This is a genomic window from Citricoccus sp. SGAir0253, assembly GCF_005877055.1.
Lineage (GTDB): Bacteria > Actinomycetota > Actinomycetes > Actinomycetales > Micrococcaceae > Citricoccus.
This window is the reverse complement of sequence record NZ_CP039424.1, coordinates 1,524,551-1,550,540: the sequence shown is the minus strand read 5'-3', so window position 1 is coordinate 1,550,540 and position 25,990 is coordinate 1,524,551. Positions and strand designations below refer to the sequence as shown.

Genomic DNA, 25,990 nt, shown 5'->3' with positions numbered 1-25,990 from the left:
GCGCAGTAGCGCTCGGACGGTTAGTGATTGAGTTCGCGGGCGTCGTCCTCACGGGCGAGGGCGGTGGCCAGCGCGTGGCGGGCCGCCCGGATCAGCCCGAACCCAGGTGCGACCCGGCGTCCGGCCGCCTGGGGGCAGTCCGCGGAGGCGTGGATGACCCGCTCGCTGGCGGTGCGCCCCTCCACGGCCACGCCGCGTCGGATCGCCTCGGCCCGCTCCAGGGCCTGCTGGACCCATCCCGCGTGGGAAAGCCCGGGCAACCCGGCCGGGATGATCTCGGCCGTTCGGGTAAGCCCCGGTTGTCGGGGCGCCGGATAGTCCTGCCTCGTCGGAGGTACTAACGGACGCCACGGATGAAGGACCAAGTACGCTGCGCCTCAGCCAGCCCTGACCCACAGTTCGAGTTCAGCGACCATGAGCCGTCCCGTGGGCTCATCAACGACAGCCGTTGTGCGCGGGTCATCAACGGGAAAGCCCAGATACCGGTCCACCACCGTGAAGGACACCTCCGTGAACTCCGCCACCGACCACCGCCCAGCCTGAGGACGCACTCCCAGGTCCTGGCGATTCTGTATCTCGTTCTCAGGGAGGCTGCGCAAGGGCGCTAAGCGAGTGACCTTTTCTCCCGTGGTCTGGTGGAGCATCACCCTGGCGGTGCGAACACGGTCCGCCCGGGCGTAGGACATTGGGTCGGCCGCGTTGCCGTTCACCACGCACAGCAGCTCGACGGGTTGTTCTTCGGTCAACGTGATGGACAGGGAATCCGGAGGACGGTCACGGAGCGCCTTCGCCGCCTCATCACCACGCGCAGAGATCGTGCTGGGTACCCATCCCGAACCCGGCCTCCCATCAAAGGCGTGCAGGGACGTGGAACTGTCCGCATCCACCTCCGAGGTGGCAGTGATGACGGCCCGCTCATCGGCAACCATGGTCATGACGTCCAGCTTCTCTAGCCCCCTCGGGTCCTCACACGAAGGTTCCACGTAATGCCAGCGGCTCAAGGCCTGGTCAAACCAAGGCGTGAACGGCGCCAAGACGATCGCCAGGACGACGCCGGCCACAGTCAGGACCACCTGACCGACAGCCCCCACCCACGACCTCTCATACCACCGACCCGTCGACCGTTGATCTGTGCCCATAGGAGCATGTACTACCCCCCTGCCGCCCAGTCAGGGAACGCCCGGAGAACGATCAGGACACCGGCCTGCTTATCGCGCCAAGACCATAAGGCAAGGGACTGGGGGCCTGCCCGCGACTGGCACCCGACACGTTGTGGCGAGGCTGTGACCGACGCCTAAGAACGCGCTCTCACGCCGTTTACGATCCGGCCCGCCCACCATGAATCGCCGACATCAGTCGTATCCCCCATGGGCCGACCGCCAAGGGTGGCGTGATTCCTCCCCGCCTAGCTCTGACTACAGCACTTCCCCTGCCATACCCCTTGACAAAGTTGTCCCCGCTGACGGCGCTCAGGTGGCTCAGGCCGGCGGTCTTCATGGCCTCGTCCAACTCGGGCTCCTGCAGGGAGCGGTCCCCCAGCACCAGCCCCGGCAGGAGCTGGGGCGCAGTGCCGACGCTGCCGGCCGCCGTGTCGCGGACCGCGGCCCGCACCACCTCGCGCCCGGTGGTCCCGGGCACTCCGCGCCCGTCGTCCGCGCCCGCCCCCGGGGTGGGGCAGGATCCCGCGTCCGGGCCGGTGCGCGCGCGGGCGAACACGGCCGTGGCGTCGGCCTCCGGCACGGCGGTGAGGCACACGGGCTGCCCGGCCCGCACGTGGCGCCAGTCCCCGGAGCCGGAGACGATCACCTCCGTGCCGGCGGGGGCGTCCCGCCCCGGGTGGCCAAACCGCTCCACCGCGACGACGAGGTGCCAGCTCTCCCCGAAGGGACCCCCCGAGCGCGTGGGCGTGCCGCTGGCCTGCCCCGCCAGGCGGACCGGCCGGCCCGCGTCCACGACGCCCTCCCATCCGGAGGCCCGCACCGGGACGCGGTCCCCGGACGCCTGCACGGCGGCGACGGCGGCGATCCACAGCGCGCAGGCGGCGAGCGCGGCCAGGGTGGCCGCGGCCCGGCGCCCGGTGCGGGCGGTGGCCACCAGGACGGTGGAGGCGGCGATCGCCAGGCCCAGCACCGCCCAGGGCAGGACGAGGGCGACGTCGTACGGCAGGACCGGCACGGCGAGGCACACGGCGTAGGTCGCCGCGAGGGCCGGGACGAGCCGCACGTCCACCGGGCCCGGCGCCCTCCCGGCGCTGGCACGCACCGTCACCGCACGCCGCCGTGGGCCGGCCGGCGGGCCCGGGCGGGCACCGGCGGGCTCCCGGCCCCGTCCGGCGGGCCGTCCTGGTGGTGGTCCATGCGTCCACTGTCGCCGCGTCCCGCGGTCAGCCGCGCGTCCGCGCCCGGGCGGCAGGACGACGGGCGTGCAGGCGTTCGCTGTGCAGGACGGGTCCGGGCGGGTCCGCGGCCGCCGGTGGTCCCGGGGACCCGGCGGCGTAGCGTTCGGGCATGACCGCGCAGCAGCCCTACGAGACGGTGCGGGACCACGGGACGTTCGAGCTGCGCCGCTACCCGGGCCACGTCCTCGCCGAGGTGGTGATCGAAGATACGTTCGAACGGGCGGGCAGCCGGGCGTTCCGCCTGCTGTTCGGCTACCTCGGCGGACGCAACGTCCCCGGCGCCCGGGTGGCGATGACCGCGCCGGTGGTCCAGGAGCCGGCGGCCGTCCCGCTCGCCATGACGGCCCCCGTCCTGCAGGAGCCCGCGAGCGCGGTCGCCGGGGAGGGCCGGGCCTCCGGGTTCCGGGTCGCCTTCGTCCTGCCGGAGGGCCTCACCCTGGCGGACGCCCCACGGCCCACCGATCCGCGCGTGTCCCTGCGCTCCGTGCCTCCCGGCCTGGTCGCGGCGAGGCGGTTCCGCGGCCGGTGGACGCGCCACCGTGTCCGCACGCAGCTGCAGCGGCTGGAGACGGCCGTGCGGGAGGAGGGACTCACGCCGGTCGGTGAGCCCCGGTTCGCGCGGTTCGATCCACCGACCACGCCGTGGTTCCTCCGGCACAACGAGGTCCTGCTGTCCCTGGTGGAGCCCGCCTGACGCGCCGACCCCACCGGCTCACCGGGCGATCTCGAGCACGGCCTGCACCGGCTCGTGGTCGGAGGGCGCCGCGCCGTCGTAGCGGGCCGCGTTGATCCCCACGGTCCGCACGTCGATCCCCGGGCCCACCATCAGCCAGTCGATGCGCCGGCCCCGCCGCGGGGGGCCGTACCCCGAGAAGGTGCCCCATTCCTTCGTGACCCGCCGGTCCGCCGCCGTCCAGGCGTCGCGCAGCAGTCCCCCGGCGGTGAGCTCGCGGTACGGACGGGACCGGGGCACGGCATTGGCGTCGCCGGCCAGGACGGTGGGCACCGGGTCCGCCTCGACGAGCCGGCGCAGCATCCGGGCCGACTGCAGCCGGGCACGTGCCGAGAGGGCGTCCAGGTGCGTGTTGAGCACGCGGAACCGCGCTCCGGTCGCCAGGTCGCGGAAGGTGGCGCGGACGACGATGCGCGGGATGAGGGCTCCCCAGCCACGGGAGCCCGGGAGATCAGGGGTGTCGGAGAGGGCCTGCTGGCACCAGTCGGTGAGCCGCAGCCGGTGGTCGTCGTACAGGACGGGGGTGCCCTCGCCCCCGCCCCCGGCCCGGCGCCCCCGCCCCACCGGGCGGTGTCCGGGACCGAGGCACGCCAGGACCCAGTCCACCTGGTCCGGCAACGCCTCCTGGAGGCAGAGCACGGCCGGGGCCTCGGCGGCGACCAGGCGCCGCAGCAGCTCCCTGCGGCGCGGCCACCCATCGGGGCTGCGGTGGCCCGCGGTCGGCAGGCGTCGGCGGATGTTGTACGTCATCAGGTGCAGGCCCGGGGGCCCCACCGGGCCGATCAACGCCTCGGTTGTCATCACCTCCCCGTCACCTCCCCGTCCGGCACGGCCACGATCCGCCGCCACCACGGTGCCGACCGACGGGCGGCGGGGCAAGGGTCCATCGACCCGTCGGGCGGTGCCCCGGCAGGTGACGGCCGGGGTCAGCCGGGGCGTCACCAGCTGACGAGCCCGTCGAGCCGTTCCATCATGGCCGGGCCGATCCCGGACACGGCGTCGAGGTCCTCCAGGGAGCCGAAGGGGCCGACCTCCTCCCGGTGTGCGACGATCCTGCCGGCCAGCGCCGGGCCGATGCCCGGCAGCCCTTCCAGCGTGGCGGCGTCGGCGGTGTTGAGGTCGACGGCGCCCCCCGCGCCCCCGGCGTCCGTCGCCGGGTCGGGCGAGGACCCGCCGCCGGCCGCGGGCACCGCACCGGGCGCCCCGGACGGGCCGGACGGGCCGACAGTGTCGGGGCCCGGCACGAGGATCTGGCTGGCGTCGACTGCGGGGGCCGCGAGGTTCAGCCGGTCCAGCAGGGCCTCGTCGGTGGGGCCACCCGCGGCGACCAGCGCGTCCGCCACCCTGGCCCCGGCGGACAGCTGCACCAGCCCGGGGTCACGGACCTCCCCGGCGACGTGGACGGTCAGGGGGACGCGCCCGGAGGGGTCCTCCGCAGCCGGTCCGCCAGGGGCCGACGGGGACGCGGCGCCGGACGCGGTGGTGGCCGTCCGGTCCTCCGGCGCCGAGGGACTCTCCGCGCCGGGATCGTCCCCCGCGGCGGCGCGGGCCGTCGTCCCCGCCGCGGGCAGGGTTGCCGCCGCCGGACTGCCGGGCCCGCCCGGGCCGGCCGGCGAGGTCAGCCAGCTCACGACCCACCACGTGCCGGCCACCACGGCCAGCAGCAGCACGGCCGAGGTGACGATGCGCGTGCGCCACACGGGGGCCACCGGCGGGGGCGCCTCCCAGTCCACGGGTTCCGCGGGACGGTCCGGGGGGAGGGGCGCGGGGAGGGAGGGGTCGTCGTCGCTGTGTCGTCCCATGCCCCCAACTGTGCCCGGGACCCGCCTCCCATCCCTGGGTCGGCACCGGTCCGAGGGGCGCCGCGCCGTCAGCCGGCGCGCTGTGGAGTGGGCAGGGGGTTCAGGGTGACCGCGAGGGCGCCGAGCCCGAGGTGGGCGGCCAGGACGGCGGGCAGCCGGATCACCGGCACGGGCATGACGGACAGGCCCTGGAGGCGCCCGGCGAGTTCGTGGGCGGCCTGGTCGTTGCCGAAGCCGTGGACGGCGATCCGGTCCCCGCCGCCCGGCGCGGGCTCCGCCGGCCCGGCGTCCCGGCAGGTGGCCTCCCGCACGAGCTCGACGAGCCGCTCGGTGGCCCGGGCCGTGGTGCGGGGCCGGTCCACGAGGGACACCGCACCGTCCTCGAGCGTGAGCACGGGCTTGACGTGCAGCAGGGAGCCGAGCAGCCCGGCCAGGGTGCCGATGCGTCCGCCACGGCGCAGCTGCTCGAGGTTCGGCACGGTGAAGAACACGCCGGTCTCCTGCGTCGCGGCGTCGATGGAGGCCAGCAGCTGGTCCGGGGGCATGCCGAACCCGGCATCGATCACCGCGTCGATCACGGCGGTGCCCAGGGCGAAGCCGGCGGTCTGCGAGTCGACGACGCTCACCGGGATGAGGGACTCGCGCGCGGCCAGCCGGGCCGCCTCCACGGTCCCGGAGAGCTGACCGGACAGGTGCACGGAGACGACCCGCTCGTAGCCGGACTCCGCGAGCTCCTGGTAGACCGCGCTGAACGTCCCCGGCGCCGGCCGGGACGTCTTCACGGGGGTCCCCGCGGCCAGGGCCAGGGGCAGCTCCCGTACCAGGTCCGGCGTGCCGTCCGTGTAGATCTGCTCGCCGATCATGACGGGCATCGGCACCTGCCGCAGGCCGCGCGCCAGCGGGTGCCCGAGCACCTCGGGCGGGATCGAGGCCGAGGAGTCCGTCACGATCGCCGTGCGGCCCTTGCGGGGGCGCAGCCCGAGCCGCGCGCGGCCGGTCTGCGCGGCCCGCAGCTGGCGGATCCGGGCGAGCACGGCGGACTGCCACTCGGCGATCTCTGCCACGGCCGCTCCTCTCGCTGTGCCCTCGGTCGCCGTGCCCCGGCGGTGTCCCGGCCCCCAACCTAGGCGACCCGGGACAGCGATGCCCCGGGTCGCCCTATCCCGCGCCCACAGGACGACGCGGCCGACGGTCCGGACCACCGTCCGGACGACGGATCAGACGACCGATCAGACGACGATGTTGACGAGCTTCGGCTCGCGCACGATCACCTTGCGCACAGGTGCCCCGTCGAGGGTGCGCTGCACGGCCTCCGAGGCCAGCGCCAGCGCCTCCAGGTCGGCGGCGGAGATGTCCACCGAGACCTCCAGGCGGTCGCGGACCTTGCCCTTGACCTGGACCACGGCCGTGGTGGTGTCCTGCACCAGCAGGGCCTCGTCCACGGTCGGCCAGCCGGCCCGCGCCACGGAGGGCTCGTGGCCCAGCCGGGCCCACATGTCCTCGGCGGTGTACGGGGCGAACAGGCTCAGCAGGATCGCCACGGCCTCGACCGCCTCCCGCACGGCCGGGTCCGCCGCCCCGGCGCCGGAGTCGATCTCCTTGCGCACCGCGTTGACGAGCTCCATGGTGCGGGCGACGACCACGTTGAACTTGTGCTCGTCCAGCAGCCGGGCCGCGTCCGCCACCGTGCGGTGGGTGACCTGGCGCAGGGACCTCACGCCGCCGTCGGGATCCGTGCCCGGCGCCGCGCCGCCGGACTGCACGTCCTGGGCCAGGCGCCACGCGCGGGCCAGGAACTTGGCCGAGCCCGAGGGCGAGACGTCCGCCCAGTCCACGTCGTCCTCCGGCGGGGAGGCGAAGACCATGGTCAGGCGCACGGCGTCCACGCCGAAGGTGTCCAGCTGCTCGCCCAGGTCCACGCCGTTGCCGAGGGACTTGGACATCGCCTTGCCGCCGTTGAGCACCTGGCCCTGGTTCAGCAGCGCCTTGAACGGCTCGGTGAAGGACACCAGGCCCATGTCGTACAGCGCCTTGGTGAAGAACCGCGAGTAGAGCAGGTGCAGGATGGCGTGCTCCACGCCACCGACGTACTGGTCCACCGGCAGCCAGCGGTCCACGGCCTCGCGGTCGAACGCGCGGCCGTCGTCGTTCGGGGAGGCGTAGCGGATATAGTACCAGGACGAGTCCACGAACGTGTCCATCGTGTCGGTGTCCCGCAGGGCTGCGCCGCCGCAGGACGGGCACGTGGTGTTGACCCACTCCTCGATCCCGGCCAGCGGGGACTTGCCCTTCGGGGCGAGCTGCTCCCCGGACACGTCCGAGGGCAGCAGCACGGGCAGCTGGTCCTCCGGCACGGGCACCTCGCCGCAGTCCGGGCAGTGCACGATCGGGATGGGCGCGCCCCAGAAGCGCTGGCGGGACAGCAGCCAGTCGCGCAGCTGGTAGTTCACGGTGCCGCGGCCGGTCCCGCGCTCGTCGAGGATGTCGATGGCCCGGCCGATGGCCGCGTCCTTGTCCAGCCCGTCCAGCTCGCCGGAGTTCACCAGCGTTCCGTCGCCGACCGTGGCGACGCCGGACACGGCCGGGTCCTCCTGGCCGGTGTCCACGACCATGCGGACGTCCAGGTCCATGGCGCGGGCGAAGTCGAGGTCGCGCTGGTCGTGCGCGGGCACGGCCATGATGGCGCCCGTGCCGTAGTCCGCCAGGACGTAGTCCGAGGCCCACACCGGCAGCCGCTCGCCGGTGAGCGGGTTCAGGGCGTGGCGGCCCAGGAAGACGCCCGTCTTCGTCCGGTCGGTGGCCTGGCGCTCGATCTCCGAGACGTTCTTCAGGGCCTCGCGGTACTCCTCGAGGGCCTGGCGGTGCTCGGGGTCCACGAGCTCCAGGGCCAGGTCGGCGTCCGCGGCGACCACCATGAACGTGGAGCCGTACAGCGTGTCCGGGCGGGTGGTGAACACGGTGATGGACTGCCCCGGCCGGTCCGCCGTGGCCTCGACCTGGAAGTCGACGTGGGCGCCCTCGGAGCGGCCGATCCAGTTGCGCTGCATCGCCAGCACCCGCTCGGGCCAGTGGCCCTCCAGCTCCGCCATGTCGTCCAGCAGGCGGTCCGCGTAGTCGGTGATGCGGAAGTACCACTGGTTCAGCGACTTCTTCGTCACCGGGGTGCCGCAGCGCTCGCAGGCGCCGTTGACGACCTGCTCGTTGGCCAGCACGGTCTGGTCCTTGGGGCACCAGTTGACCGGGGAGTCCTTGCGGTAGGCCAGGCCCTTGGCGTGGAACTGCTGGAACAGCCACTGGGTCCAGCGGTAGTACTCCGGGTCGGAGGTGTGCAGCTCGCGCGACCAGTCGGTGGAGATGGCGTAGCGCTGGAACGAGGACTTCTGCGTCTCGATGTTCCGGTAGGTCCACTCCGCCGGGTGCGCGTCGCGCTTGATGGCGGCGTTCTCGGCGGGCAGGCCGAAGGAGTCCCAGCCGATGGGGTGCATGACGTCGTAGCCCAGCTGCGTCCAGTAGCGGGCGACGACGTCGCCCATGGCGAACGCCTCGGCGTGGCCCATGTGGAGGTCGCCGGAGGGGTACGGGAACATGTCCAGGACGTAGCGGCGCTCGGCCGAGCCGTCGTCGAGCGGCGTGAAGGTGCCGTGCTCGACCCAGTACCCGCCCCAGCGGTCCTCGAGGGCCCGGAACGAATACTCCTCGGGCGCCGCCTCGGCGGCCTGCCCGGTCACGGGGTCCTGTGGAGTACCTTGCGCTGGCTGGCTCACGCTCGTCCTGTCCTAGAGATTGCCGGGGAGGGATCGCGACGTCGGCCCCGGTCCCGGGCGCACGACGCGCCCGTCCATCCTACTCCGGCGGGCCCGGCACCCAGTCCATCGACCGCCGCACCGCCCGGTCCCAGTGCTCCAGCAGGTCCTCGCGGTGCTGCCGGTCCATGCGGGGCTCCCAGCGGCGGTCCGGGCGCCACAGCCCGGCCAGTTCCCCCAGTCCCGACCAGACGCCCGCCGCGAGCCCGGCGGCGTGCGCGGCGCCGACCGCCGTCGTCTCCACCTGCTCAGGGCGCTCTACCGGGACGCCGAGGATGTCCGCCTGGAACTGCATGAGGTCGTCGTTGACGGTCATGCCCCCGTCCACGCGCAGCACGTCCGGCCGCTGGCCCGTGTCCGCGACGACCGCCTCCAGCACGTCCCGGGACTGGTAGGCCGTGGCCTCGAGCGCGGCGCGCGCGAGGTGGCCCGCGGTGGCGTAGCCGGTCAGCCCGGCGATGAGGCCCCGGGCGTCCGGCCGCCAGTAAGGCGCGTACAGCCCGGAGAAGGCGGGCACGAAGTAGACCCCGCCGTTGTCCTCCACCGTGCCCGCGAGCGCCTCGACCTCGGCCGAGTCGCGGATGATGCCGAGGTTGTCACGCAGCCACTGGACCAGGGAGCCGGCCACGGCGACCGAGCCCTCGAGCGCGTAGGCGGCCGGGGCGTCCTCCACCTGGTAGGCCACCGTGGTGACGAGGCCGTGGGAGGAGGCCTGCGGCGTCGTGCCCGTGTTCTGCAGCAGGAAGCACCCGGTGCCGTACGTGTTCTTCACGTCCCCGGGGCCGAACGCGGCCTGGCCGAAGGTGGCGGCCTGCTGGTCGCCGAGGATGCCGCTGACGGGCACGCCGTTGAGGGCCTCGGCGCCGACGATGGTGCCGAGCTGGCCCACGGACGGGTGGATGCGCGGGAGCATGGCCGCGGCCAGGTCCGGGTCGATGCCGAACACGGCGGCCAGGCCCTCGTCCCAGTCGAGCGTCTCCAGGTCCATGAGCAGCGTGCGCGAGGCGTTGGTGACGTCGGTGGCGTGGACACCGCCGTGCGGGCCGCCCGTGAGGTTCCACAGCAGCCACGAGTCGATGGTGCCGGCACGCAGGCGGCCCGTGCCGGCCAGCGCGGCGGCCTCCGGGACGTGCTCGAGGATCCAGGCGATCTTGCCCGCGGCGAAGTAGGAGGCCAGGGGCAGCCCCGTGCGGGCGCGCACCGCGTCCTCGTGCCCGGCGGCGCGCAGCCTGGCCATGGTGTCGTCCGTGCGCGCGTCCTGCCAGACGATGGCGCGGTGGACCGGCCGGCCGGTGTCCGCATCCCACAGGACGGTGGTCTCCCGCTGGTTGGTGATCCCGACGGCGGCGATGTCCGCCGGGCGCATCCGGGCGCGCGTGAGCGCCAGGCCGGAGAGCTCGCGGGTGTTCTCCCAGATCTCCACCGGATCGTGCTCGACCCAGCCGGGGCGAGGGAAGTGCTGGCGGTGCTCCCGCTGGGCGCTCGCGACGATGGCCCCCGACTGGTCCATCACGACGACGCGGGTCGAGGTGGTGCCCTGGTCGATGCTCATCACGGCGCTGGGTGGCATGGCGGCAGGATACCGGCTGTGGACAAGGCCGGTCGTGGTCCGTGGCGCTGTGCTTGAATGGGCGATGTGGCCGGAATCACGGGATGAGAGGCCACTGTCCGGTTGAACTGCTATGGGGATGGCAGGCCGAGGGGGTCCGCTCCCGCACGGCGTCCGGCCTCGTGGCCCTGACGGAGGGTTCCTCCTTGACTGCACTGCCGCGCCAGCTCCTTGACACTCCCCCGGGGCCCGCCGGGCCCTCCGCGCCGGCCCCCGCCCCAGCTTCCCGACGACGGCCCGCCCGGACCGGCGTGGCGGTGGCCGTGCTGGCCCTGGCACTCGCCGGATGCAGCGGCGGCGGCCAGGTCGCCGAGAGCGGCTCGCTGGCCGGTACGCAGTCCCCCTCCGGCGCGAACGGATCGACCCCGGCCAGCGAGGCCACCATGGCGGTGGAGTCATCGGCAAGTGGGACCGCGAGCGCCACCCGGAGTGCCGCTGCGAGCGCCGCGTCGCCGTCGGCCTCCGACGAGTTCGTCCCGGCGTCTTCGGAAGGGCCGGCGCAGAACGTGCCCGTGCCCGAGATGCCGGCCGAGGCCCGGGAGCAGACCGAGGAGGGCCTCGAGGCGGCACTGGAGTATTGGTGGGAGGCCAACTATTTCCTGAAGTCGACGGGTGATCCCCGACCCCTCGACTCCGTATCGATGGACAGCTGCGGAGTCTGTCAAAGCCAACTGGAGCGCTGGCCCAGGGTCTATCAAGATGAAGCCTGGGTGGTTACCAAGCCCGCAATCATCACCTTCGATTTGTCGGACGTTGAGACAAATCGATCCTCAGGTACTTCTCTGTTCAGAGTCACTGAGGCTCCAGGCGAGCTCTATATGGCAAGTGGCAGGCGCGTGGAAGAAGCTTCGAGCGACGGTTCCCATGAACGTCCATGGGCTGCGTCCGTCACCTTTGATAATTCTGACGGCTATTGGCGAGTAGATGACATTCGGACTCAGGACTGATTGATCGTGGAGCGTGTACATCGATTCTCAGGCGCCTTACTCGCTCTTCTGCTTTTCCCGCCAGTTGCAGCGGTAGGTGCGCCAAACATTGCATGGGCTAGTACGACTGATTGTCCGGCCCATATTTGCGGTGGTATTGACACGGAAGATGATGCTGTAAATGTTGCCGGGAGACGCTCACTGACATATAGGCCGCCATCTTCTGCGGTTGTCGGGCCTCAAGTCGAGTCCGGGACGAAACGAAAAGCGCCCGCTTCGCTGGATCCAAGTCGAACAATCACTATTACGCAGGTCTACTGCTTCACGCTCGATGGAGTCGGACAGCTGAGATGCTTCGAGGCCGAAAGAGGACGGTGTACCAGTCCGGGTAGTCAGCTGATTATCCGTGCCAGCTACCCCGCGAACAACGTGAACGCCATCGAGCGCATTGGGGCTCCCTTCTGTTCAAACCCCACTGAACCGCCTATATCTGACCCAGCCCCCGAAGCACCGCCCATGCCCGTGGTGACCCTCGCTGACTTCCGGCGTCTGGACATCCGGCCGTCGACGATCGAGTCGGACACGGGTGGCTTCGGGTTGATCCGGGCCCACACGAACTTCTACGCCACGGAGGAGGTCCAGACGCTGAACACCACCATGCTCGACCAGGACGTGGCGATCCAGGCCATTCCCGTCCAGTGGACGTGGAACTACGGCGACGGCAGTTCCCCGCGCACCACCTCCGCGCCCGGTGGTCCGCAACGGGAGTTCAACGAGGAGACCCCGACGAGCCACGCCTACCAGGACACCGGGACCTACCCAGTGAGTGTCACCACCGCCTACCGCGGCCAGTTCTCCGTCAACGGTGGCCCGTGGATCGCCATCCCCGGCACCGCGAGCGTGCCGAGCACGCCGGTCGAGGCCGACATCTGGCGCTCCGAGGCCAAGAACGTCGCCGACGACTGTGCCGAGAACCCCACCGGCTGGGCCTGCGGGGATCCCTTCGTCGACCAGTGAGGACTGCGGGCGGCGACCAGGTCCGCTGACGCCCCGTGACCGCCCCGGTCGTCGGTAGTCTGACGGGGTGGACCTCGAGAGCACCCCTGATGGACGGCACCCCCGCCCCATTCGCCTCCGTGACCGTGTGTTCGTCCCGCCGGCTCCCCGGAACACAGCCGTCATCACCGGTCACCCGGCGCGGACCCCGGAACGGCTGCTCGTCGACGTCCCGGACCCGCGCTCCGGGCGCTCGACCCCGCTCGCCGTCTGGCACTACCCGGCCACGACGGGGGACCCCGGTCGTCCCCTGCCGCCGATCGTCATGGTCCATGGCTTCCGCGGTGACCACCACGGCTTGGCCCTGCTGGCCGACTGCCTGCCGGAGCGCGAGATCTACCTGCCCGAGCTCCCGGGCTTCGGCCACTCCCCGGCCTTCCCGGACGCAACCCATACCGTGGACCACTACGCCGCCGCCGTCGGCAGCGCCCTGCGCTCCCTGGGCCTCGTCCCCGTCGCGGCGGGCGAACGCCCTTCCGCCGTCCCTCCGGAGGGGTCGGCCCGTCCGGTCCTGCTCGGGCACTCCTTCGGATCCGTGGTGGCCTCGCGACTGGCTTCCGCGGACCCCACGCCCTGGGCGGGCCTGGTCCTCGTCAACCCCATCTGCGAGCCCACCCTGGCCGCCGAGGGATCACCGGTGGAACGCGCGCTGACCCGGTTGACCCAGGCGTACTACGAGGCCGCGGCCGCCCTCCCGCTCCGGGCCGGGCAGGCGCTGCTGTCCTCCCCCGCCGTCGTGTGGTTCACCGGGACGCTCCTGACCAAGACACAGGACCTCCAGGCACTCGCGTACCTGCACGACCAGCACCAGTCGTACTTCTCCGCGTTCGACGGCCGCAGGACCCTGGTGGAGGCGTATCGTGCCTCGATCACCTCATCGGTCCTGGACCACGCCGACGGGCTGGCGCTACCCGTCCTGTTGATCGCCGGCGCCCAGGACGAACTGGGCTCCGTCGCCGGACAGGAGCGGCTCGCCGCCCGCATCGGCGGGGCCTCGCCCGAGGTGACGCTGGAGGTCCTCGACGGCGTCGGGCACCTCATCCACTACGAACGGGCGCCCGAGGCAGCCCGCCTGGTCCGGCGCTTCACGGACAGCCTGGCGGGGACGCCAGGTACTGCGCCCACTGGGCCTCTCCCACGCTGACGCCAAACACGCCCGACCCCCGGGGCGCGGGGAGCTGCGCCGCCTCCACCGGGATGACCTTCCCGTAGAGGCCGCCACGGCCGAACACCATCTCGTAGCCCGGCAACTGTCGGCGCGGAGGTCCCATCCCCGTCGGCGGGTCGCCGGGAGCAGCCGGCAGGAGCGCGGCGGTGGCGCGTTCATACCGGTGACCGGTCGGCGTGGTCACGGCCAGCCCTCCCGGATCGGCCGCGTGGACCCATCCGGCGTTCTCCTTCGTGTAGTTGCACCGGGCACACAGACCGGAGGCGTTGTCGAGGCTGGTCGGGCCACCGTCACGGTGCGGCGTGGCGTGGTCGACATGACGGATGGGCGCGTCGCACCACGGGGTGCGGCAGGTGTCGTCTCGCAGCAGGACCAGTCGCCGCAGCAGGCCACCGAACTCCCGCCGCCTCGAGTCCATGCCCACCAGGTGCCCCGACTCCGGGGCGGTGTACAGGCGCCGCAGGAAGACCTCGCCGTCCGTGCTCCCGATCATCGACCGGGCCGTGCCCGCCGGCAGGGGCCCGTGCCCGGCGATCCATGCCGGGGTCTCCTCGCCCCGCAACAGGGCGGCCTCCGACATGACCAGATGGATCTCCACCGGGACGTCCTGTGCCCGTGCCTGACCCGTGACCCGCTCCACCAGCAGGTCCGCCATGACCTGGTCCTGGGTCCGCGCTGCCGCCTCCCCCGTGCCGGTGGCGGTGGCGGCAGACCGGCGCAGGGCGGCCAGGCAGGCGACGGCACGGCCCATCGGCAGGAGGGCCGTGAGGTAGGCCATGCCGCCCGGGGCCGGGCGCACCGACACCCGCCGCTCGGTGACGGCACGGTCAAGGTGCCTCACCGCCGCCGCGGGATCCAGGCGCTGGGCGTGGGAGCGGGCCTCGCCGCCGAGGCGCCGGATGCCCAGCGAGTCCAGCCGGTCGGCCATCAGCGCGTCGACCTCGCGCCGGGCCTCGGCGGGCAGCCACACGGTCTCGCGCACCATGACGGTGGCCTTGAACTCGGAGATCGTCCCGTCCGCCAGCGCCGCCATGGTGTGGGGCATGTCCCCGACGAGGGTGCGTGCCAGGCCGAGGGAGCGTGATCCCCCGCTCGGGGACTCACGCCGGGCGAGCGCCACCTCCGCGGCGACGCCGCGTCCGCGGTCCCTGGCGGGGATGCCCCGGGCGGCCTCGTCGGCACAGCGCCGTGAGTACAGGGCCTCGGTCTCGCGCACCTGGGCGGCGGCGCACGCCGCCTTGAGTTCCTCGAGGACGCGGATGCGGTCGATGGCCTCGGTCTCGGAGTCCGCGGTCGGCACGCCGGCCAGCGCCGCGACGAGGGCGGCCAGCGCTTCGGCGGAGCCGACACCGGCTGGGACCACGGCGTCCGGATCCGGACGGTCGGGCGCGGCACGATGCCCCTCGGCGAGGGGGTCCTCCGCTCGCGATGCTCCGTGTCCCGTGACCATACCCCCACGCTAGGCGTGACCCCGGACACGATAGGGCCCCTGCGCGGTTCGGCGGAGGAGAGCCCCGGCCCCGGACCACCGGAGCCCTACGGCAGGTCCACGGGGTCGATCCGGACGCGCACCGGATCGAGCCGTCGCGCGCTGGCGGCCGAGCGGGCCGAACGCAGGGCGCCCACCACGCGGCGGGCGGCCGAGTACGGGAAGAACAGCAGCGCACGATGGCGCGGCTCGTCCGCGCCCACGGCATGGGGCGGCGGCCCCCCCGCGAACCCCTCCTCGACGGGGACCGGCCCGATCCACGGGAGCTCGGCGCCCGCGGCAGCCGCGGCGCCCGCGGCAGCCCCGGTGTGCGCGGCACCCGCACCACCGCCAGCCGTCCCGTCACCGGCCGCCACCGAGCCGACCAGCTCCAAGAAGCCGGCCACCGCCGCGGCCGAGCCGGAGACCTCGGCCATCCGCACCGCCGGCGGCAGTCCCAGCTCCCGGCGCTCCGCGAGCTGCCGGGAGGCGAACCCGGCGGGGTCCATGCGCACCAGCGCGCCCACCACGTCCTCCTGGGAGGCGGTCACCACCACCACTCCCCCGTCCTGCCGGGGCCGCACGAGCGCCGCCGCGGCGAACCAGCGCGCGAGCACCTGCCCGGGGGTGCGCAGGCCCTCGCGCAGCAGCTGCGAGTCGCCGTCCAGCAGCAGCGCCGCGGCGTAGCCGCCCTCGGCGACGGGCTCGGCCCCGGTCGTGGCCACGACGAGCGCGGGGGTGGCGTCCACGGTGGCGAGGATGTGGTCCCCCGAGGAGGACAGCACCGGCACCCCGGGGAACGCCCGCCCCAGCTCCTCGGCCGTGCGGTCCACGCCGCGCGACCCGGCGCGCAGGCGGTGGCCGCCGCACTCCGGACAGGCGTACCGCCGCTCGCGCCGGCCGCACCACCGGCACGCCACCTCGTTGCGCGCCGAGGCCTGCCGGTCCGGGTAGCCCAGCGGCCCCGTGCAGTGCCGGCAGCGCGCGGGCGTGCCGCAGTCCTGGCAGGCCAGCGCGGGGATGAACCCGCTGCGGCCGACCTGCACGAGCACGGGCCCGGGCACCGCGTGCCCGCCCTCGAGCCCCTCGCGGGCGGCCCGCCAGGCGGCCTGCGGCAACCGCGCCCGGGAGAGCACCGGGTCCCGCTCGCTCTCCCACGAGTCGGCCGTGGCGACCACGCGCGGGGTGGCCCCGTGCACCGTCTCCCGGTCCGCGGCGAGCTCCCCGAGCCAGCCGGACTCCACGAGCCGCTGCACCTCCGGCGTGCGCGCCGTGGAGGCCAGCAGCAGCCCCGCACCGGCCTGCTCGGAGCGCAGCAGGGCGACCTCCCGCACGTGCTGGTAGGGGGCGCGCGGCTCGGCGTGCAGGCCGTCGTCGTCGTTCCAGACGGCCACGAGGCCCAGGTCCCGGACGGGTGCCCAGACGGCCGAGCGGGTGCCCACCGCGATGCGCCGCTGGCCCCGCAGCAGCTGGAGGAAGGAGCGGTACCGGGGGGTGGGGCCGTCGTCGGCGGTCAGCCGGGCGTAGCCGGCGGTCCCCACCCGCCGGTCCAGCGCCCGGCAGAGCCGGTCGAGGTCCCGCTGGTCCGGGACCACCACGACGGCGGCGCGGCCGGCCTCGGCCGTCCGGGCGGCGGCGTCCGCCAGCATCGCGGAGGCGTCCCAGGACCCGTGCGCGCTCGGCACGGCCAGGGCCGCCCGGGGGCCCTCGCCGGCGGTGACCTGGTGGAAGAAGGCGGACGCCCCGGACAGCCGGGACCAGTCGAAGCGGCTCGCGGGACCGGGCCGGAAGGCCGGCCGCTCGGCAGCGACGTCAGCGGCGGCCTCGTCCTCCGCCCCGGCGTCCGGCGCACCCGTACCGGTCGCCTCGGGCGCCTCGGCCTCCGCATCCAGCTGCTTCTCCACGCGGGCCACGCGCGGCGGGACCGCCACGCGCAGCACGTCGGCCACGGTGCCGGCGTAGCGCGCGGCCACCGACCGGGCGAGCTCGAGCACCTCGCCGGTGAGCACCCGCTCGGGCGAGACCACGGCGCGCAGGGGCAGCAGCTTGGCGCCGGTGGCCGGCTCCGCGCCGCGCGAGATGAGCCAGCCGAGGACGTCCTGGTGGCCGAAGCGGACCCGGACGCGCACGCCGGGGCGCGCGTCGTCGTCGAGCTCCCGGGGCACCAGGTAGTCGAACTCCCGGTCCAGGTGGGGCACCCCGGAGTCCAGCAGCACCCGCGCCACGGGGTCCTCCGGCCAGCCGCCGGCCACCTCGGGCAGCCCCACCACGGGGGCGGGCACGGGGATGTGGAAGAGGGGTTCCTCGGTCACCAGCCCACGGCGGCGCGCAGGGCGTCGACCCGGTCCAGTCGCTCCCAGGTGAAGTCCGGGTCCTCCCGGCCGAAGTGCCCGTTGGCGGCGGTCTTCTGGTAGATCGGCCGCAGCAGGTTCAGGTCCCGGATGATCGCCAGCGGGCGCAGGTCGAAGACCTCGTTGACGGCGCGGATGATCTGGCCCTGGTCCACCTTCTCCGTGCCGAAGGTGTCCACGTACAGCCCCACCGGCCGCGCCTTGCCGATCGCGTAGGCCACCTGGAACTCGGCCCGGTCGGCCAGTCCGGCGGCGACCACGTTCTTGGCCACCCAGCGCATCGCGTAGGCCGCGGAGCGGTCCACCTTGGACGGGTCCTTGCCGGAGAACGCGCCGCCGCCGTGGCGGGCCATGCCCCCGTAGGTGTCCACGATGATCTTCCGGCCGGTCAGTCCGGCGTCGCCCACCGGACCGCCGATGACGAACGGCCCGCCCGGGTTGATGATGAGGTCCGCCCCGGAGTAGTCCAGGCCGGAGCGGTCCAACACGGGGCGGATGACGTGGCGCTCCACGTCGGCGCGCACGCGGTCCTGGGTCACGTCCGCCAGGTGCTGGGCGGAGACCACCACGGTCTCGATGGTCTTGGGCAGCCCGTCCGCGCCGTAGCCGATCGTCACCTGGGTCTTGCCGTCCGGCAGCAGGTACGGCATGGGCGAGGACTCCTGGTTGCGCACCGCGGTCAGCCGCTCGGAGAGCCGGTGGGCCAGGAAGACCGGGGTGGGCATGTAGGTGGGCGTCTCGTTGGAGGCGTAGCCGAACATGATGCCCTGGTCGCCGGCGCCCTGCAGGTCCACGGCGTCCACGGAGCCGCCGCGGGCCTCGAGCGAGTTGGAGACGCCCGCGTGGATGTCCGAGGACTGCTGGCCGATCGAGATGTTCACGCCGCAGCCCGCGCCGTCGAAGCCGTTGGCGGAGGAGTTGTAGCCGATCCCCAGGATGGTGTCCCGGACGATCCGCGGGATCTCCACGTAGGCGGAGGTGTTGACCTCCCCGGCCACCTGGACGAGGCCCGTGGTCGTCAGCGTCTCGACGGCGACCTTCGCGGTGGGGTCCTGCGCCAGGATGGCGTCCAGGATCGCGTCCGAGATCTGGTCACAGATCTTGTCCGGGTGCCCGTTCGTCACGGACTCGGAGGTGAACAGCCGCAGCCCGCCGCCCCCGACGCCCGCGTAGGACTCGAAGCCGGCGGCGCCGCTGGTCGGGGTGCCGTGTGCGGTGTTCTCTGCGTCAGTCACCCGACCATCCTAGCCACGGACGCGGACACGGCGGGGCCGGGGCCTCCCCGCGTCAGGGACCGAGCAGGGCCCCGAGCTGGCCGACGACGGCGCGCGCCACCTCGGCCTTGGACCCGGCGACCTCGACGGGGTCCCGGCCGTCGGCGAACAGCATGGTGACCTCGTTGTCGTCCTGGCCGAAGCCACGGCCCCCGCCGACCTGGTTGACCACGAGCATCTCGCAGCCCTTGCGCGCCAGCTTGGCGGCCCCGTACTCGAGTACCGAGGCCTCGGCATCGCCCGTCTCGGCCCCGAAGCCGACGATGACGCCCGGCATCGGCTCCCCCGCGGCCCGCGCGCGCACGGTCTCCGCGAGGATGTCCGGGGTGCGCTCGAGGCGGATGACGGGGCTGGAGCCGTCCTCGGACTTCTTGATCTTGGCCTCGGCGTACTCGGCGGGGCGGAAGTCCGCCACGGCGGCGGCCATGATGAGCGCGTCCGCGCCCGCGGCCCGGTCCATCACGGCCGCGTGCAGCTCCGCGGTGGACTCCACGCGGGTGACCTCGGCGCCGGCGGGCGGCTCCACGGACATGGACCCGCCGATGAAGCGCACGGCGGCCCCGGCGGCCAGGGCGGCCTCGGCCAGGGCCACGCCCTGCTTCCCGGAGGAGCGGTTGCCGAGGTAGCGGACCGGGTCCAGGGCCTCGCGGGTGCCGCCGGCGGTCACGACGACGGTGCGGCCGGCCAGCGGCCCGTCCGCCGGGGTGCCCGGCCCGGCCGCGGCACCGGTCCCGGCGTCGTCCCCGAGGCCCGCCAGGCGCCGGGCCTCGGCCCAGATGCGCTCGGGCTCGGGGAACCGCCCGGGGCCCGTGTCCCGGCCGGTGAGGCGTCCGGAGTCCGGGTCCAGGACCGTGATCCCGCGGGAGCGCAGCGTGGCCACGTTCGCGACGGTGGCCGGGTGCTGCCACATCTCGGTGTGCATCGCCGGGGCCACCAGCACGGGGCAGGTCGCGGTGAGCAGGACGTTGCCCAGCAGGTCCGGGGCGAGCCCCGCGGCGGTGCGGGCCAGCGCGTCCGCGGTCGCGGGGGCGACGACGACGAGCTCGGCCTCGCGACCCAGGCGCACGTGGTTGACCGTCTCCACGGCCTCGAACGTGTCCGTGCGGACCGGGCGGCCGGACAGGGCCTCCCACGTCGCCTTCCCCACGAAGCGGAGGGCGGCCGGCGTGGGCACCACGTCCACCTGGTGGCCGGACTCGGTCATCAGCCGCAGCAGCAGGGCGGCCTTGTACGCGGCGATCCCGCCGGTGACCCCCAGGACGATCCTCATCGGGCGATCAGGACTGGTGGTCGGCCTCGTCGTCGGTGCCCTCGGTCGGGGTGCCGTCCAGGTCGGTGGACACGGCCTCCTCGGCGACCGGGGACTCGTCCGTGGCCAGGCCGGGGTCGGTCGTGGCGTCCGGGACCTCGGTGTCGGTCAGGAAGCCCTCGCCGGAGAAGGCGTCGTCGGAGAACTCGGCACCGGAGTCGCCGGACAGCTCGAAGCCGCCGAAGTCGCCGGAGGCCTCGCCGTTGATCTGCTCCTCGGTCATCGGGGTGGCCTCGAGCAGGTCCTCCTCGATCTCGCGCATGGCGATGGACAGCGGCTTCTCGTTGAGCTTGGTGTCCACCAGCGGGCCGACGTACTCGAACAGGCCCTCGTGGAGCTGGGAGTAGTAGGCGTTGATCTGCCGGGCGCGCTTGGCGGCGAAGAGCACCAGGGCGTACTTCGAGTCAACCTTCTCCAGCAGGGTGTCGATGGGCGGGTTGACGATGCCTTCGTACTGTTCGGTCACAAGATCTCCACGGGTTGTCTCTGGGTTGTCCGCTGCGGCCAGCGGCTCAGTCTGTGCGGCTGCCGGCGGACGGTCCCCGGGACCTGTCCGTCCGGCCGGGACCGCGTCTCAGCGGTGGTCGTCAGGGTCCAGTCCCATGATGCGGACCAGCTCCTGGGCGGCGCGCTCGACGGTGTCGTTGACCACGACGGCGTCGAACTCCGGCTCGGCAGCGAGTTCCATTCTAGCCGTTTCCAGCCGGCGGCGCTGTTCGTCCGGGGACTCGGTGCCCCGGCCGACGAGCCGGTGCACCAATTCGTCCCAGTTCGGCGGGGACAGGAACACGAACGTGGCCTCGGGCAGGGACCGGCGGACCTGCCGCGCACCCTGCAGGTCGATCTCGAGCAGCACGTGCTGGCCCTCGGCCAGCGCCTGCTCCACGGTGTCGCGCCGGGTGCCGTAGCGGTTGACCCCGTGGACCACCGCCCACTCCAGCATCTGGTCGCCCGCGACGAGCTCGTCGAAGCGCTCCGGCGAGACGAAGAAGTAGTGGCGCCCGTCCTCCTCCCCCGGCCGGGGCGGCCGGGTGGTGGCGGAGACGGAGAGCCAGACCTGGGGGTAGTGCTCGCGGATGTACTGCGAGACGGTCCCCTTCCCGACGGCGGTCGGGCCGGCGAGCACGGTGATGCGCGGCCGCCGGCCGTCGGGGCCGACCCGGTGCTCCGGCCGCAGCTGCACCGGCCGGGTGCCGGGGACGGGCGGGGCGTCGAGCCCCCGGAGGTGCGCGGCTTCGCTGGGGGTCGACTGGGTCACGGAACCTCCTGGTGGGGCGGGCCGCGCCCGGTCCCACCGTGCCGGCCCGGAAACGGGCTACCGGCCAATATAGGCGATGAGCGCCTCCCGCTGCCTGCGCCCCAGCCCGCGCAGGCGGCGGTTCGGGGAGATCCCGCAGGACTCCATGATCTTGGCGGCCCGCACCTCGCCGACCCCCTGCAGGGTCTGGAGGAGGTCCACCGTGCGCATCCTGCCGATCGCGTCGTCCACGTCCGCGGCCTCGAAGACGGACTGCAGCGTGGTCTTCCCCGTCCGGAACGACTCCTTGAGCTCGGCCCGCGCCGTGCGGGCCTGCAGCGCCTTGCTCCGGGCCGCCTCCCGCTCCGCGGCCGTCAATTCCTTGAGTGCCATGCTGATCCACCTCGGGGGTTAGGTTTCCGAGCCACGGCGAGGACGCCATGACTTGGAGGTAAGGTACCAGCGCGCCCCCCGCCGCGTCCCGGGCCGGGACCGCGCAGGGGGCGAACTTTACCCAACGGTGACTGCGGGGCGCCAGAGGCGCCCCGCGGGTGCTGATGATAACGATCGGGTAACGAGCCCGCCGTCGGGCCTCGTCAGCGCGCCGGGCACCGCTCAGGCGGACAGGTCCGCCCGCGCCTCCTCGATCCCCCGCCGGAGCCCGGCCACGCTGGGCCCCTGCCGCAGGATCGCGCGGCTCGACGTGGCCAGCACGGCCGGCCAGGCGGCACCGAAGCCCGCGCGCATCCCGGGGCCCGAGGCCCCCTGCGCGCCGAAGCCGGGCGCCAGCAGCGCCCCGCGCACCCCCGCCAGGTCGATGCCGAGCGCGGCCGCCCGGTCGGCGACGGTCGCCCCGACCACGAGGCCGACCGGCCCGAAGGGCGCCCGGCCGCCGTCGGACCCGTCCGGTCCGGCGGCTCCCGGGATCCCGGCCGCACCGGCCAGCGCGCGCGCGTTGTCCGCGGCCGCGGACTCCGTGATGGAGCGCGCGACGGAGGCCTCCGGCCCGCCCACGTGCTGGACGGACGCCCCCTCCGGGTTGGAGGTCAGCGCCAGCACGAAGACGCCGCGGCCCGTCGCCCCGGCCAGCTCGATGGCCGGGGCCAGCGAGCCGTAGCCCAGGTAGGGGCTGAGCGTGACGGCGTCCGCGGCCAGGGGCGAGCCGTCCGCGAGCCACGCCTGGGCGTAGCCGGCCATCGTGGAGCCGATGTCCCCCCGCTTGGCGTCGGCGATCGTCAGCACGCCGGCCTCCCGGGCGGCCGCGAGCAGCCGCTCGAGCACGGCCAGCCCCGCGGAGCCGTGCCGCTCGTAGAGGGCCACCTGCGGCTTGAGGGCCGCCACGAGGGGACGCGCCCCCGCGCCGGCGGCCGCCTCGAGCGCCGTGCGGGAGAACCGCTCGAGCGCCACGGGAGTGTCCGGCAGGTCCCAGTCGGCCAGCAGCTGCGGGTGCGGGTCGATCCCCAGGCAGAGCGGTCCCGAGGCGTCCATGGCCGCCGCCAGCCGGGTCCCGAAGGGGACCCGGCCGGTGTCCAGCTGGCTCATGCGCGGGTCGCGGCGCGCTCGATCGCCGCGGCCAGGCGCAGGTCGTGCTCCTGGAGGGAGGTGACGTCCCACGCGTACTCGCGCTGGGCCTCGATGGCCTGCACCGCGGCGCCGAACTCGGCGAGCGTGGTGATGACCGGCACGCCGATGGAGGTGGCGGCGGCCCGGATCTCGTAGCCGTCCCCGCGCGACTCGCCGCCCGAGGGGGTGTTGAGCACGAGGGCGATCTGGCCGTCCTGGAGCTGGTCCAGGATGGTCCCGGCGCCGTCGGCGGCCTCGGCGTCCGCGATCTTGGTCACCACGTCCGCCACCACGCCGTTGCGCCGCAGCACCTCGGCGGTGCCACCGGTGGAGACGATCGTGAAGCCCAGGTCGATCAGCCGCTTGACGGGCATGACGATCCCCCGCTTGTCCCGGTTGGCCACCGAGACGAACACGCGTCCGGCGGTCGGCAGCGGGTTGTTCGCGGCGGCCTGGCTCTTGGCGAAGGCGGTGTCGAAGTACTTGTCGATGCCCATGACCTCGCCCGTGGAGCGCATCTCCGGGCCGAGCAGGGAGTCCACGACCCGGCCCTCGGGGGTCCGGAAGCGCGCGAACGGCAGGACCGCCTCCTTGACGGCCACCGGGGCGTCGAGCGGCAGCGTGGAGCCGTCGTGGGAGGACGGCAGCATGCCCGCCGCGCGCAGGTCGGCGATCGAGCTGCCGGTGCCGATCAGGGCGGCGGCCTTGGCCAGCTGGACGCCGGTGGCCTTGGAGACGAACGGCACGGTGCGCGAGGCGCGCGGGTTGGCCTCGATGACGTACAGCACGTCCGAGGCGAGCGCGAACTGGATGTTGATCAGTCCGCGCACGCCCACGCCCGCCGCGATGCCCCGGGTGGCCTCGCGCACGCGGGCCAGCGTGTCCGGGCCCAGGTTGGTCGGCGGCAGCACGCAGGCGGAGTCGCCGGAGTGGATCCCGGCCTCCTCGATGTGCTCCATGATCCCGCCGATGTACAGGTCGGTGCCGTCGTACAGCGCGTCGACGTCGATCTCGGTGGCGTCCTCGAGGAACCGGTCCACGAGCACCGGGTGGTCGGCGGTGATCTCCGTGGCGTTCTCGATGTAGCGCGAGAGGGAGTCCTCGTCGTAGACGATCTCCATGCCGCGCCCGCCGAGCACGTAGGACGGGCGCACGAGCACCGGGTAGCCGATCTCGTCCGCGACCCGCTTGGCGTCGGCGAAGGACACCGCGGTCCCGTTCTTCGGCGAGACCAGCCCCGCCTCGTCGAGCACCCGCGCGAACTCGCCGCGGTGCTCGGCCAGGTCGATCGCCGCCGGCGAGGTGCCGAGGATCGGCACGCCGGCGTCCGCGAGCTGCTGGGCCAGCTTGAGCGGGGTCTGGCCGCCGAGCTGGACGAACACGCCGAGCACCCCGCCGCTGCGCTCCTCGGCGGCGATGACCTCGAGGACGTCCTCGAGGGTCAGCGGCTCGAAGTACAGCCGGTCGGAGATGTCGTAGTCGGTGGAGACGGTCTCCGGGTTGCAGTTGACCATGACGGTCTCGTGCCCGGCCGCCCGCAGGGCCATCGTGGCGTGCACGCACGAGTAGTCGAACTCGATGCCCTGGCCGATCCGGTTCGGCCCGGAGCCGAGGATGATGACGGAGGGCTTGGCGTGGGCCGTGACCTCGTCCTCGAGGTCGTAGCTGGAGTAGCGGTACGGGGTGTAGGCCTCGAACTCGGCCGCGCACGTGTCCACGGTCTTGTAGACCGGGCGGATGCCCAGCGCGTGGCGGACCCCGCGCACGACGTCCGGGTCCATGTGCCGCAGGGCACCGACCTGGGCGTCGGAGAAGCCGTGGCGCTTGGCCAGGCGCAGCACCGGCTCGGTGAGCTCGGGGGCCGCGGCCACCTCGTCCGCGACCTCGTTGACGAGCACGAGCTGGTCCAGGAACCACGGGTCGATCCCCGTGGCCTCGAACAGCTGCTCCACGGTGGCCCCGCCGAGCAGGGCGCGCTGCACCTGGGCGAGCCGGTCCGTCGTCGGGGTCTTCGCCCGCTCCACGAGCGCGGCCACCTCGTCCGCGTCCGGCCGGTCGAAGGTCAGCTCCGCGCCCTTCTGCTCGAGGGAGCGAAGGGCCTTCTGCAGGGCTTCCGTGAAGTTGCGGCCGATGGCCATCGCCTCGCCGACGGACTTCATGGTGGTGGTCAGCGTGGGGTCCGCGGCCGGGAACTTCTCGAAGGCGAAGCGCGGGACCTTCACGACCACGTAGTCCAGCACCGGCTCGAAGGACGCCGGGGTCTTGCGCGTGATGTCGTTCGGGATCTCGTCCAGGGTGTAGCCGAGCGAGAGCTTGGTGGCGATCTTGGCGATCGCGAAGCCGGTGGCCTTGGAGGCCAGGGCGGAGGACCGGGACACGCGCGGGTTCATCTCGATGACGATGATGCGCCCGTTCTCCGGGTTCACGGCGAACTGGATGTTGCAGCCGCCGGTGTCCACGCCCACCTCGCGGATGACGGCGATCGCGATGTCCCGCATCCGCTGGTACTCGCGGTCGGTCAGCGTCATGGCCGGGGCCACGGTGATGGAGTCGCCGGTGTGCACGCCCACCGGGTCGAAGTTCTCGATCGAGCAGACCACCACGACGTTGTCGTTGCGGTCGCGCATCATCTCCAGCTCGTACTCCTTCCACCCGAGGATGGACTCCTCGAGCAGGACCTCGGAGGTGGGGCTGTACTGGATGCCGGCGCCGGCGATCCGGCGCAGGTCCTCCTCGTCGTAGGCCAGCCCGGATCCGAGCCCGCCCATCGTGAACGAGGGGCGCACGACCATGGGGTAGCCGAGCTTCTCGGCGGCGGCGAGGGCCTCGTCCATGGAGTGGACGATCTCCGAGCGGGCCGACTCGGCGCCGCAGCGCTCCACGACGCCCTTGAACAGCTCGCGGTTCTCCCCGAGCTCGATCGCCTCGATGTTGGCGCCGATCAGCTCGACGCCGTACTTCTCCAGCACGCCGTTCTTGTCGAGGGCGATCGCCGTGTTCAGGGCGGTCTGGCCGCCCAGCGTCGGCAGGACCGCGTCGGGCCGCTCGGCGGCGATGATCTTCTCCACCACCTCGGGGGTGATGGGCTCCACGTAGGTGGCGTCCGCCAGCTCAGGATCGGTCATGATCGTGGCCGGGTTGGAGTTGACCAGCACGACGCGCAGGCCCTCCTCCTTGAGGACCCGGATGGCCTGGGTGCCGGAGTAGTCGAACTCGGCGGCCTGGCCGATGACGATCGGGCCGGAGCCGATGACCAGGACGGACTGCAGATCGGTGCGCTTGGGCATCGTGGG

21 protein-coding genes are annotated in these 25,990 nt (G+C 73.5%); 4 read left to right on the top strand and 17 right to left on the bottom strand.

Annotated features, from left to right (window positions below; translation table 11 throughout):
- Window positions 1-20: 20 nt before the first annotated feature.
- The 3 genes from E7744_RS06895 to E7744_RS16395 all read right to left on the bottom strand — a co-directional run bounded on the left by E7744_RS06895 (window position 21) and on the right by E7744_RS16395 (window position 2,268).
- Window positions 21-260, bottom strand: coding sequence for a hypothetical protein (locus tag E7744_RS06895; protein ID WP_137773476.1), 240 nt, complete (start codon window positions 258-260; stop codon window positions 21-23).
- Between the two features lie 117 nt (window positions 261-377).
- On the bottom strand, window positions 378-1,061 hold the full coding sequence (locus E7744_RS06890) for a hypothetical protein (protein ID WP_137773475.1): 684 nt from the start codon (window positions 1,059-1,061) through the stop codon (window positions 378-380).
- 256 nt (window positions 1,062-1,317) lie between these two features.
- Window positions 1,318-2,268 carry a hypothetical protein gene (locus E7744_RS16395; protein WP_210417175.1) on the bottom strand — a complete coding sequence of 317 codons (951 nt, stop codon included), beginning with the start codon at window positions 2,266-2,268 and terminating at the stop codon, window positions 1,318-1,320.
- A gap of 239 nt (window positions 2,269-2,507) precedes the next feature.
- Here E7744_RS16395 and E7744_RS06880 point away from each other — a divergent pair, with 239 nt between their 5' ends.
- The gene (locus tag E7744_RS06880; protein ID WP_137773473.1) at window positions 2,508-3,092 is read left to right on the top strand and encodes a heme-binding protein; all 585 of its coding nucleotides are present in this window, start codon (window positions 2,508-2,510) and stop codon (window positions 3,090-3,092) included.
- Window positions 3,093-3,110: 18 nt separating this feature from the next.
- Here the strand turns inward: E7744_RS06880 and E7744_RS06875 are convergent, their stop codons facing one another.
- The 5 genes from E7744_RS06875 to glpK all read right to left on the bottom strand — a co-directional run bounded on the left by E7744_RS06875 (window position 3,111) and on the right by glpK (window position 10,306).
- Complete coding sequence (locus E7744_RS06875) at window positions 3,111-3,932, bottom strand: endonuclease/exonuclease/phosphatase family protein (RefSeq protein WP_137774912.1); 822 nt, start codon at window positions 3,930-3,932, stop codon at window positions 3,111-3,113.
- A 137-nt stretch (window positions 3,933-4,069) separates the two neighbouring features.
- A complete protein-coding gene (locus tag E7744_RS06870; protein ID WP_137773472.1) occupies window positions 4,070-4,933 on the bottom strand; it encodes a ComEA family DNA-binding protein in 864 nt (287 codons plus the stop codon).
- Between the two features lie 68 nt (window positions 4,934-5,001).
- Window positions 5,002-5,997, bottom strand: a complete 996-nt coding sequence (locus E7744_RS06865; protein WP_137773471.1) for a DegV family protein — start codon at window positions 5,995-5,997, stop codon at window positions 5,002-5,004.
- Between the two features lie 165 nt (window positions 5,998-6,162).
- The gene (gene leuS, locus E7744_RS06860; RefSeq protein WP_137773470.1) at window positions 6,163-8,661 is read right to left on the bottom strand and encodes a leucine--tRNA ligase; all 2,499 of its coding nucleotides are present in this window, start codon (window positions 8,659-8,661) and stop codon (window positions 6,163-6,165) included.
- A gap of 115 nt (window positions 8,662-8,776) precedes the next feature.
- A complete protein-coding gene (gene glpK, locus E7744_RS06855; protein WP_137773469.1) occupies window positions 8,777-10,306 on the bottom strand; it encodes a glycerol kinase GlpK in 1,530 nt (509 codons plus the stop codon).
- Between the two features lie 302 nt (window positions 10,307-10,608).
- On the opposite strand from glpK, the gene E7744_RS06850 reads away from it, so the two are divergent.
- From E7744_RS06850 to E7744_RS06840, 3 genes are all read left to right on the top strand, one after another.
- Window positions 10,609-11,292 (top strand): DUF6318 family protein, encoded by a 684-nt coding sequence (locus E7744_RS06850; protein WP_137773468.1) that lies wholly within the window; start codon window positions 10,609-10,611, stop codon window positions 11,290-11,292.
- 495 nt (window positions 11,293-11,787) lie between these two features.
- The gene (locus E7744_RS06845; protein WP_137773467.1) at window positions 11,788-12,288 is read left to right on the top strand and encodes a PKD domain-containing protein; all 501 of its coding nucleotides are present in this window, start codon (window positions 11,788-11,790) and stop codon (window positions 12,286-12,288) included.
- A gap of 127 nt (window positions 12,289-12,415) precedes the next feature.
- A complete protein-coding gene (locus E7744_RS06840; protein WP_246858589.1) occupies window positions 12,416-13,471 on the top strand; it encodes an alpha/beta fold hydrolase in 1,056 nt (351 codons plus the stop codon).
- Here the strand turns inward: E7744_RS06840 and E7744_RS06835 are convergent.
- The 9 genes from E7744_RS06835 to carB all read right to left on the bottom strand — a co-directional run bounded on the left by E7744_RS06835 (window position 13,413) and on the right by carB (window position 25,984).
- Window positions 13,413-14,945 carry an HNH endonuclease signature motif containing protein gene (locus E7744_RS06835; RefSeq protein ID WP_210417174.1) on the bottom strand — a complete coding sequence of 511 codons (1,533 nt, stop codon included), beginning with the start codon at window positions 14,943-14,945 and terminating at the stop codon, window positions 13,413-13,415. The genes E7744_RS06840 and E7744_RS06835 overlap by 59 nt on opposite strands.
- Window positions 14,946-15,031: 86 nt before the next feature.
- Window positions 15,032-17,275 (bottom strand): primosomal protein N', encoded by a 2,244-nt coding sequence (locus E7744_RS15805; RefSeq protein ID WP_168199775.1) that lies wholly within the window; start codon window positions 17,273-17,275, stop codon window positions 15,032-15,034.
- Complete coding sequence (gene metK, locus E7744_RS06825) at window positions 17,272-18,462, bottom strand: methionine adenosyltransferase (RefSeq protein ID WP_137774910.1); 1,191 nt, start codon at window positions 18,460-18,462, stop codon at window positions 17,272-17,274. The genes E7744_RS15805 and metK overlap by 4 nt, the downstream gene beginning before the upstream one ends.
- Window positions 18,463-18,601: 139 nt before the next feature.
- Window positions 18,602-19,858 (bottom strand): bifunctional phosphopantothenoylcysteine decarboxylase/phosphopantothenate--cysteine ligase CoaBC, encoded by a 1,257-nt coding sequence (gene coaBC / locus E7744_RS06820; RefSeq protein ID WP_137773465.1) that lies wholly within the window; start codon window positions 19,856-19,858, stop codon window positions 18,602-18,604.
- Window positions 19,859-19,865: 7 nt separating this feature from the next.
- Window positions 19,866-20,363, bottom strand: coding sequence for a DNA-directed RNA polymerase subunit omega (rpoZ, locus tag E7744_RS16495; RefSeq protein WP_137773464.1), 498 nt, complete (start codon window positions 20,361-20,363; stop codon window positions 19,866-19,868).
- 108 nt (window positions 20,364-20,471) lie between these two features.
- Complete coding sequence (gene gmk, locus E7744_RS06810; protein ID WP_137774909.1) at window positions 20,472-21,074, bottom strand: guanylate kinase; 603 nt, start codon at window positions 21,072-21,074, stop codon at window positions 20,472-20,474.
- 138 nt (window positions 21,075-21,212) lie between these two features.
- Window positions 21,213-21,527 (bottom strand): integration host factor, actinobacterial type, encoded by a 315-nt coding sequence (mihF, locus tag E7744_RS06805; RefSeq protein WP_137773463.1) that lies wholly within the window; start codon window positions 21,525-21,527, stop codon window positions 21,213-21,215.
- Between the two features lie 222 nt (window positions 21,528-21,749).
- A complete protein-coding gene (gene pyrF, locus E7744_RS06800) occupies window positions 21,750-22,676 on the bottom strand; it encodes an orotidine-5'-phosphate decarboxylase (protein ID WP_137773462.1) in 927 nt (308 codons plus the stop codon).
- Window positions 22,673-25,984, bottom strand: coding sequence for a carbamoyl-phosphate synthase large subunit (gene carB, locus E7744_RS06795; protein WP_137773461.1), 3,312 nt, complete (start codon window positions 25,982-25,984; stop codon window positions 22,673-22,675). The genes pyrF and carB overlap by 4 nt, the downstream gene beginning before the upstream one ends.
- Between the last annotated feature and the right edge of the window lie 6 nt (window positions 25,985-25,990).

What these genes read in the sequence shown, in the direction of transcription:
- E7744_RS06880 (WP_137773473.1), top strand. Translation starts at nt 2,508, where the DNA reads ATGACCGCGCAGCAGCCCTACGAGACGGTGCGGGACCACGGGACGTTC.
- E7744_RS06875 (WP_137774912.1), bottom strand. Translation starts at nt 3,932, where the DNA reads ATGACAACCGAGGCGTTGATCGGCCCGGTGGGGCCCCCGGGCCTGCAC.
- E7744_RS06870 (WP_137773472.1), bottom strand. Translation starts at nt 4,933, where the DNA reads ATGGGACGACACAGCGACGACGACCCCTCCCTCCCCGCGCCCCTCCCC.
- glpK (WP_137773469.1), bottom strand. Translation starts at nt 10,306, where the DNA reads ATGCCACCCAGCGCCGTGATGAGCATCGACCAGGGCACCACCTCGACC.
- E7744_RS06845 (WP_137773467.1), top strand. Translation starts at nt 11,788, where the DNA reads ATGCCCGTGGTGACCCTCGCTGACTTCCGGCGTCTGGACATCCGGCCG.
- E7744_RS06835 (WP_210417174.1), bottom strand. Translation starts at nt 14,945, where the DNA reads ATGGTCACGGGACACGGAGCATCGCGAGCGGAGGACCCCCTCGCCGAG.
- coaBC (WP_137773465.1), bottom strand. Translation starts at nt 19,858, where the DNA reads ATGAGGATCGTCCTGGGGGTCACCGGCGGGATCGCCGCGTACAAGGCC.
- mihF (WP_137773463.1), bottom strand. Translation starts at nt 21,527, where the DNA reads ATGGCACTCAAGGAATTGACGGCCGCGGAGCGGGAGGCGGCCCGGAGC.
- pyrF (WP_137773462.1), bottom strand. Translation starts at nt 22,676, where the DNA reads ATGAGCCAGCTGGACACCGGCCGGGTCCCCTTCGGGACCCGGCTGGCG.
- carB (WP_137773461.1), bottom strand. Translation starts at nt 25,984, where the DNA reads ATGCCCAAGCGCACCGATCTGCAGTCCGTCCTGGTCATCGGCTCCGGC.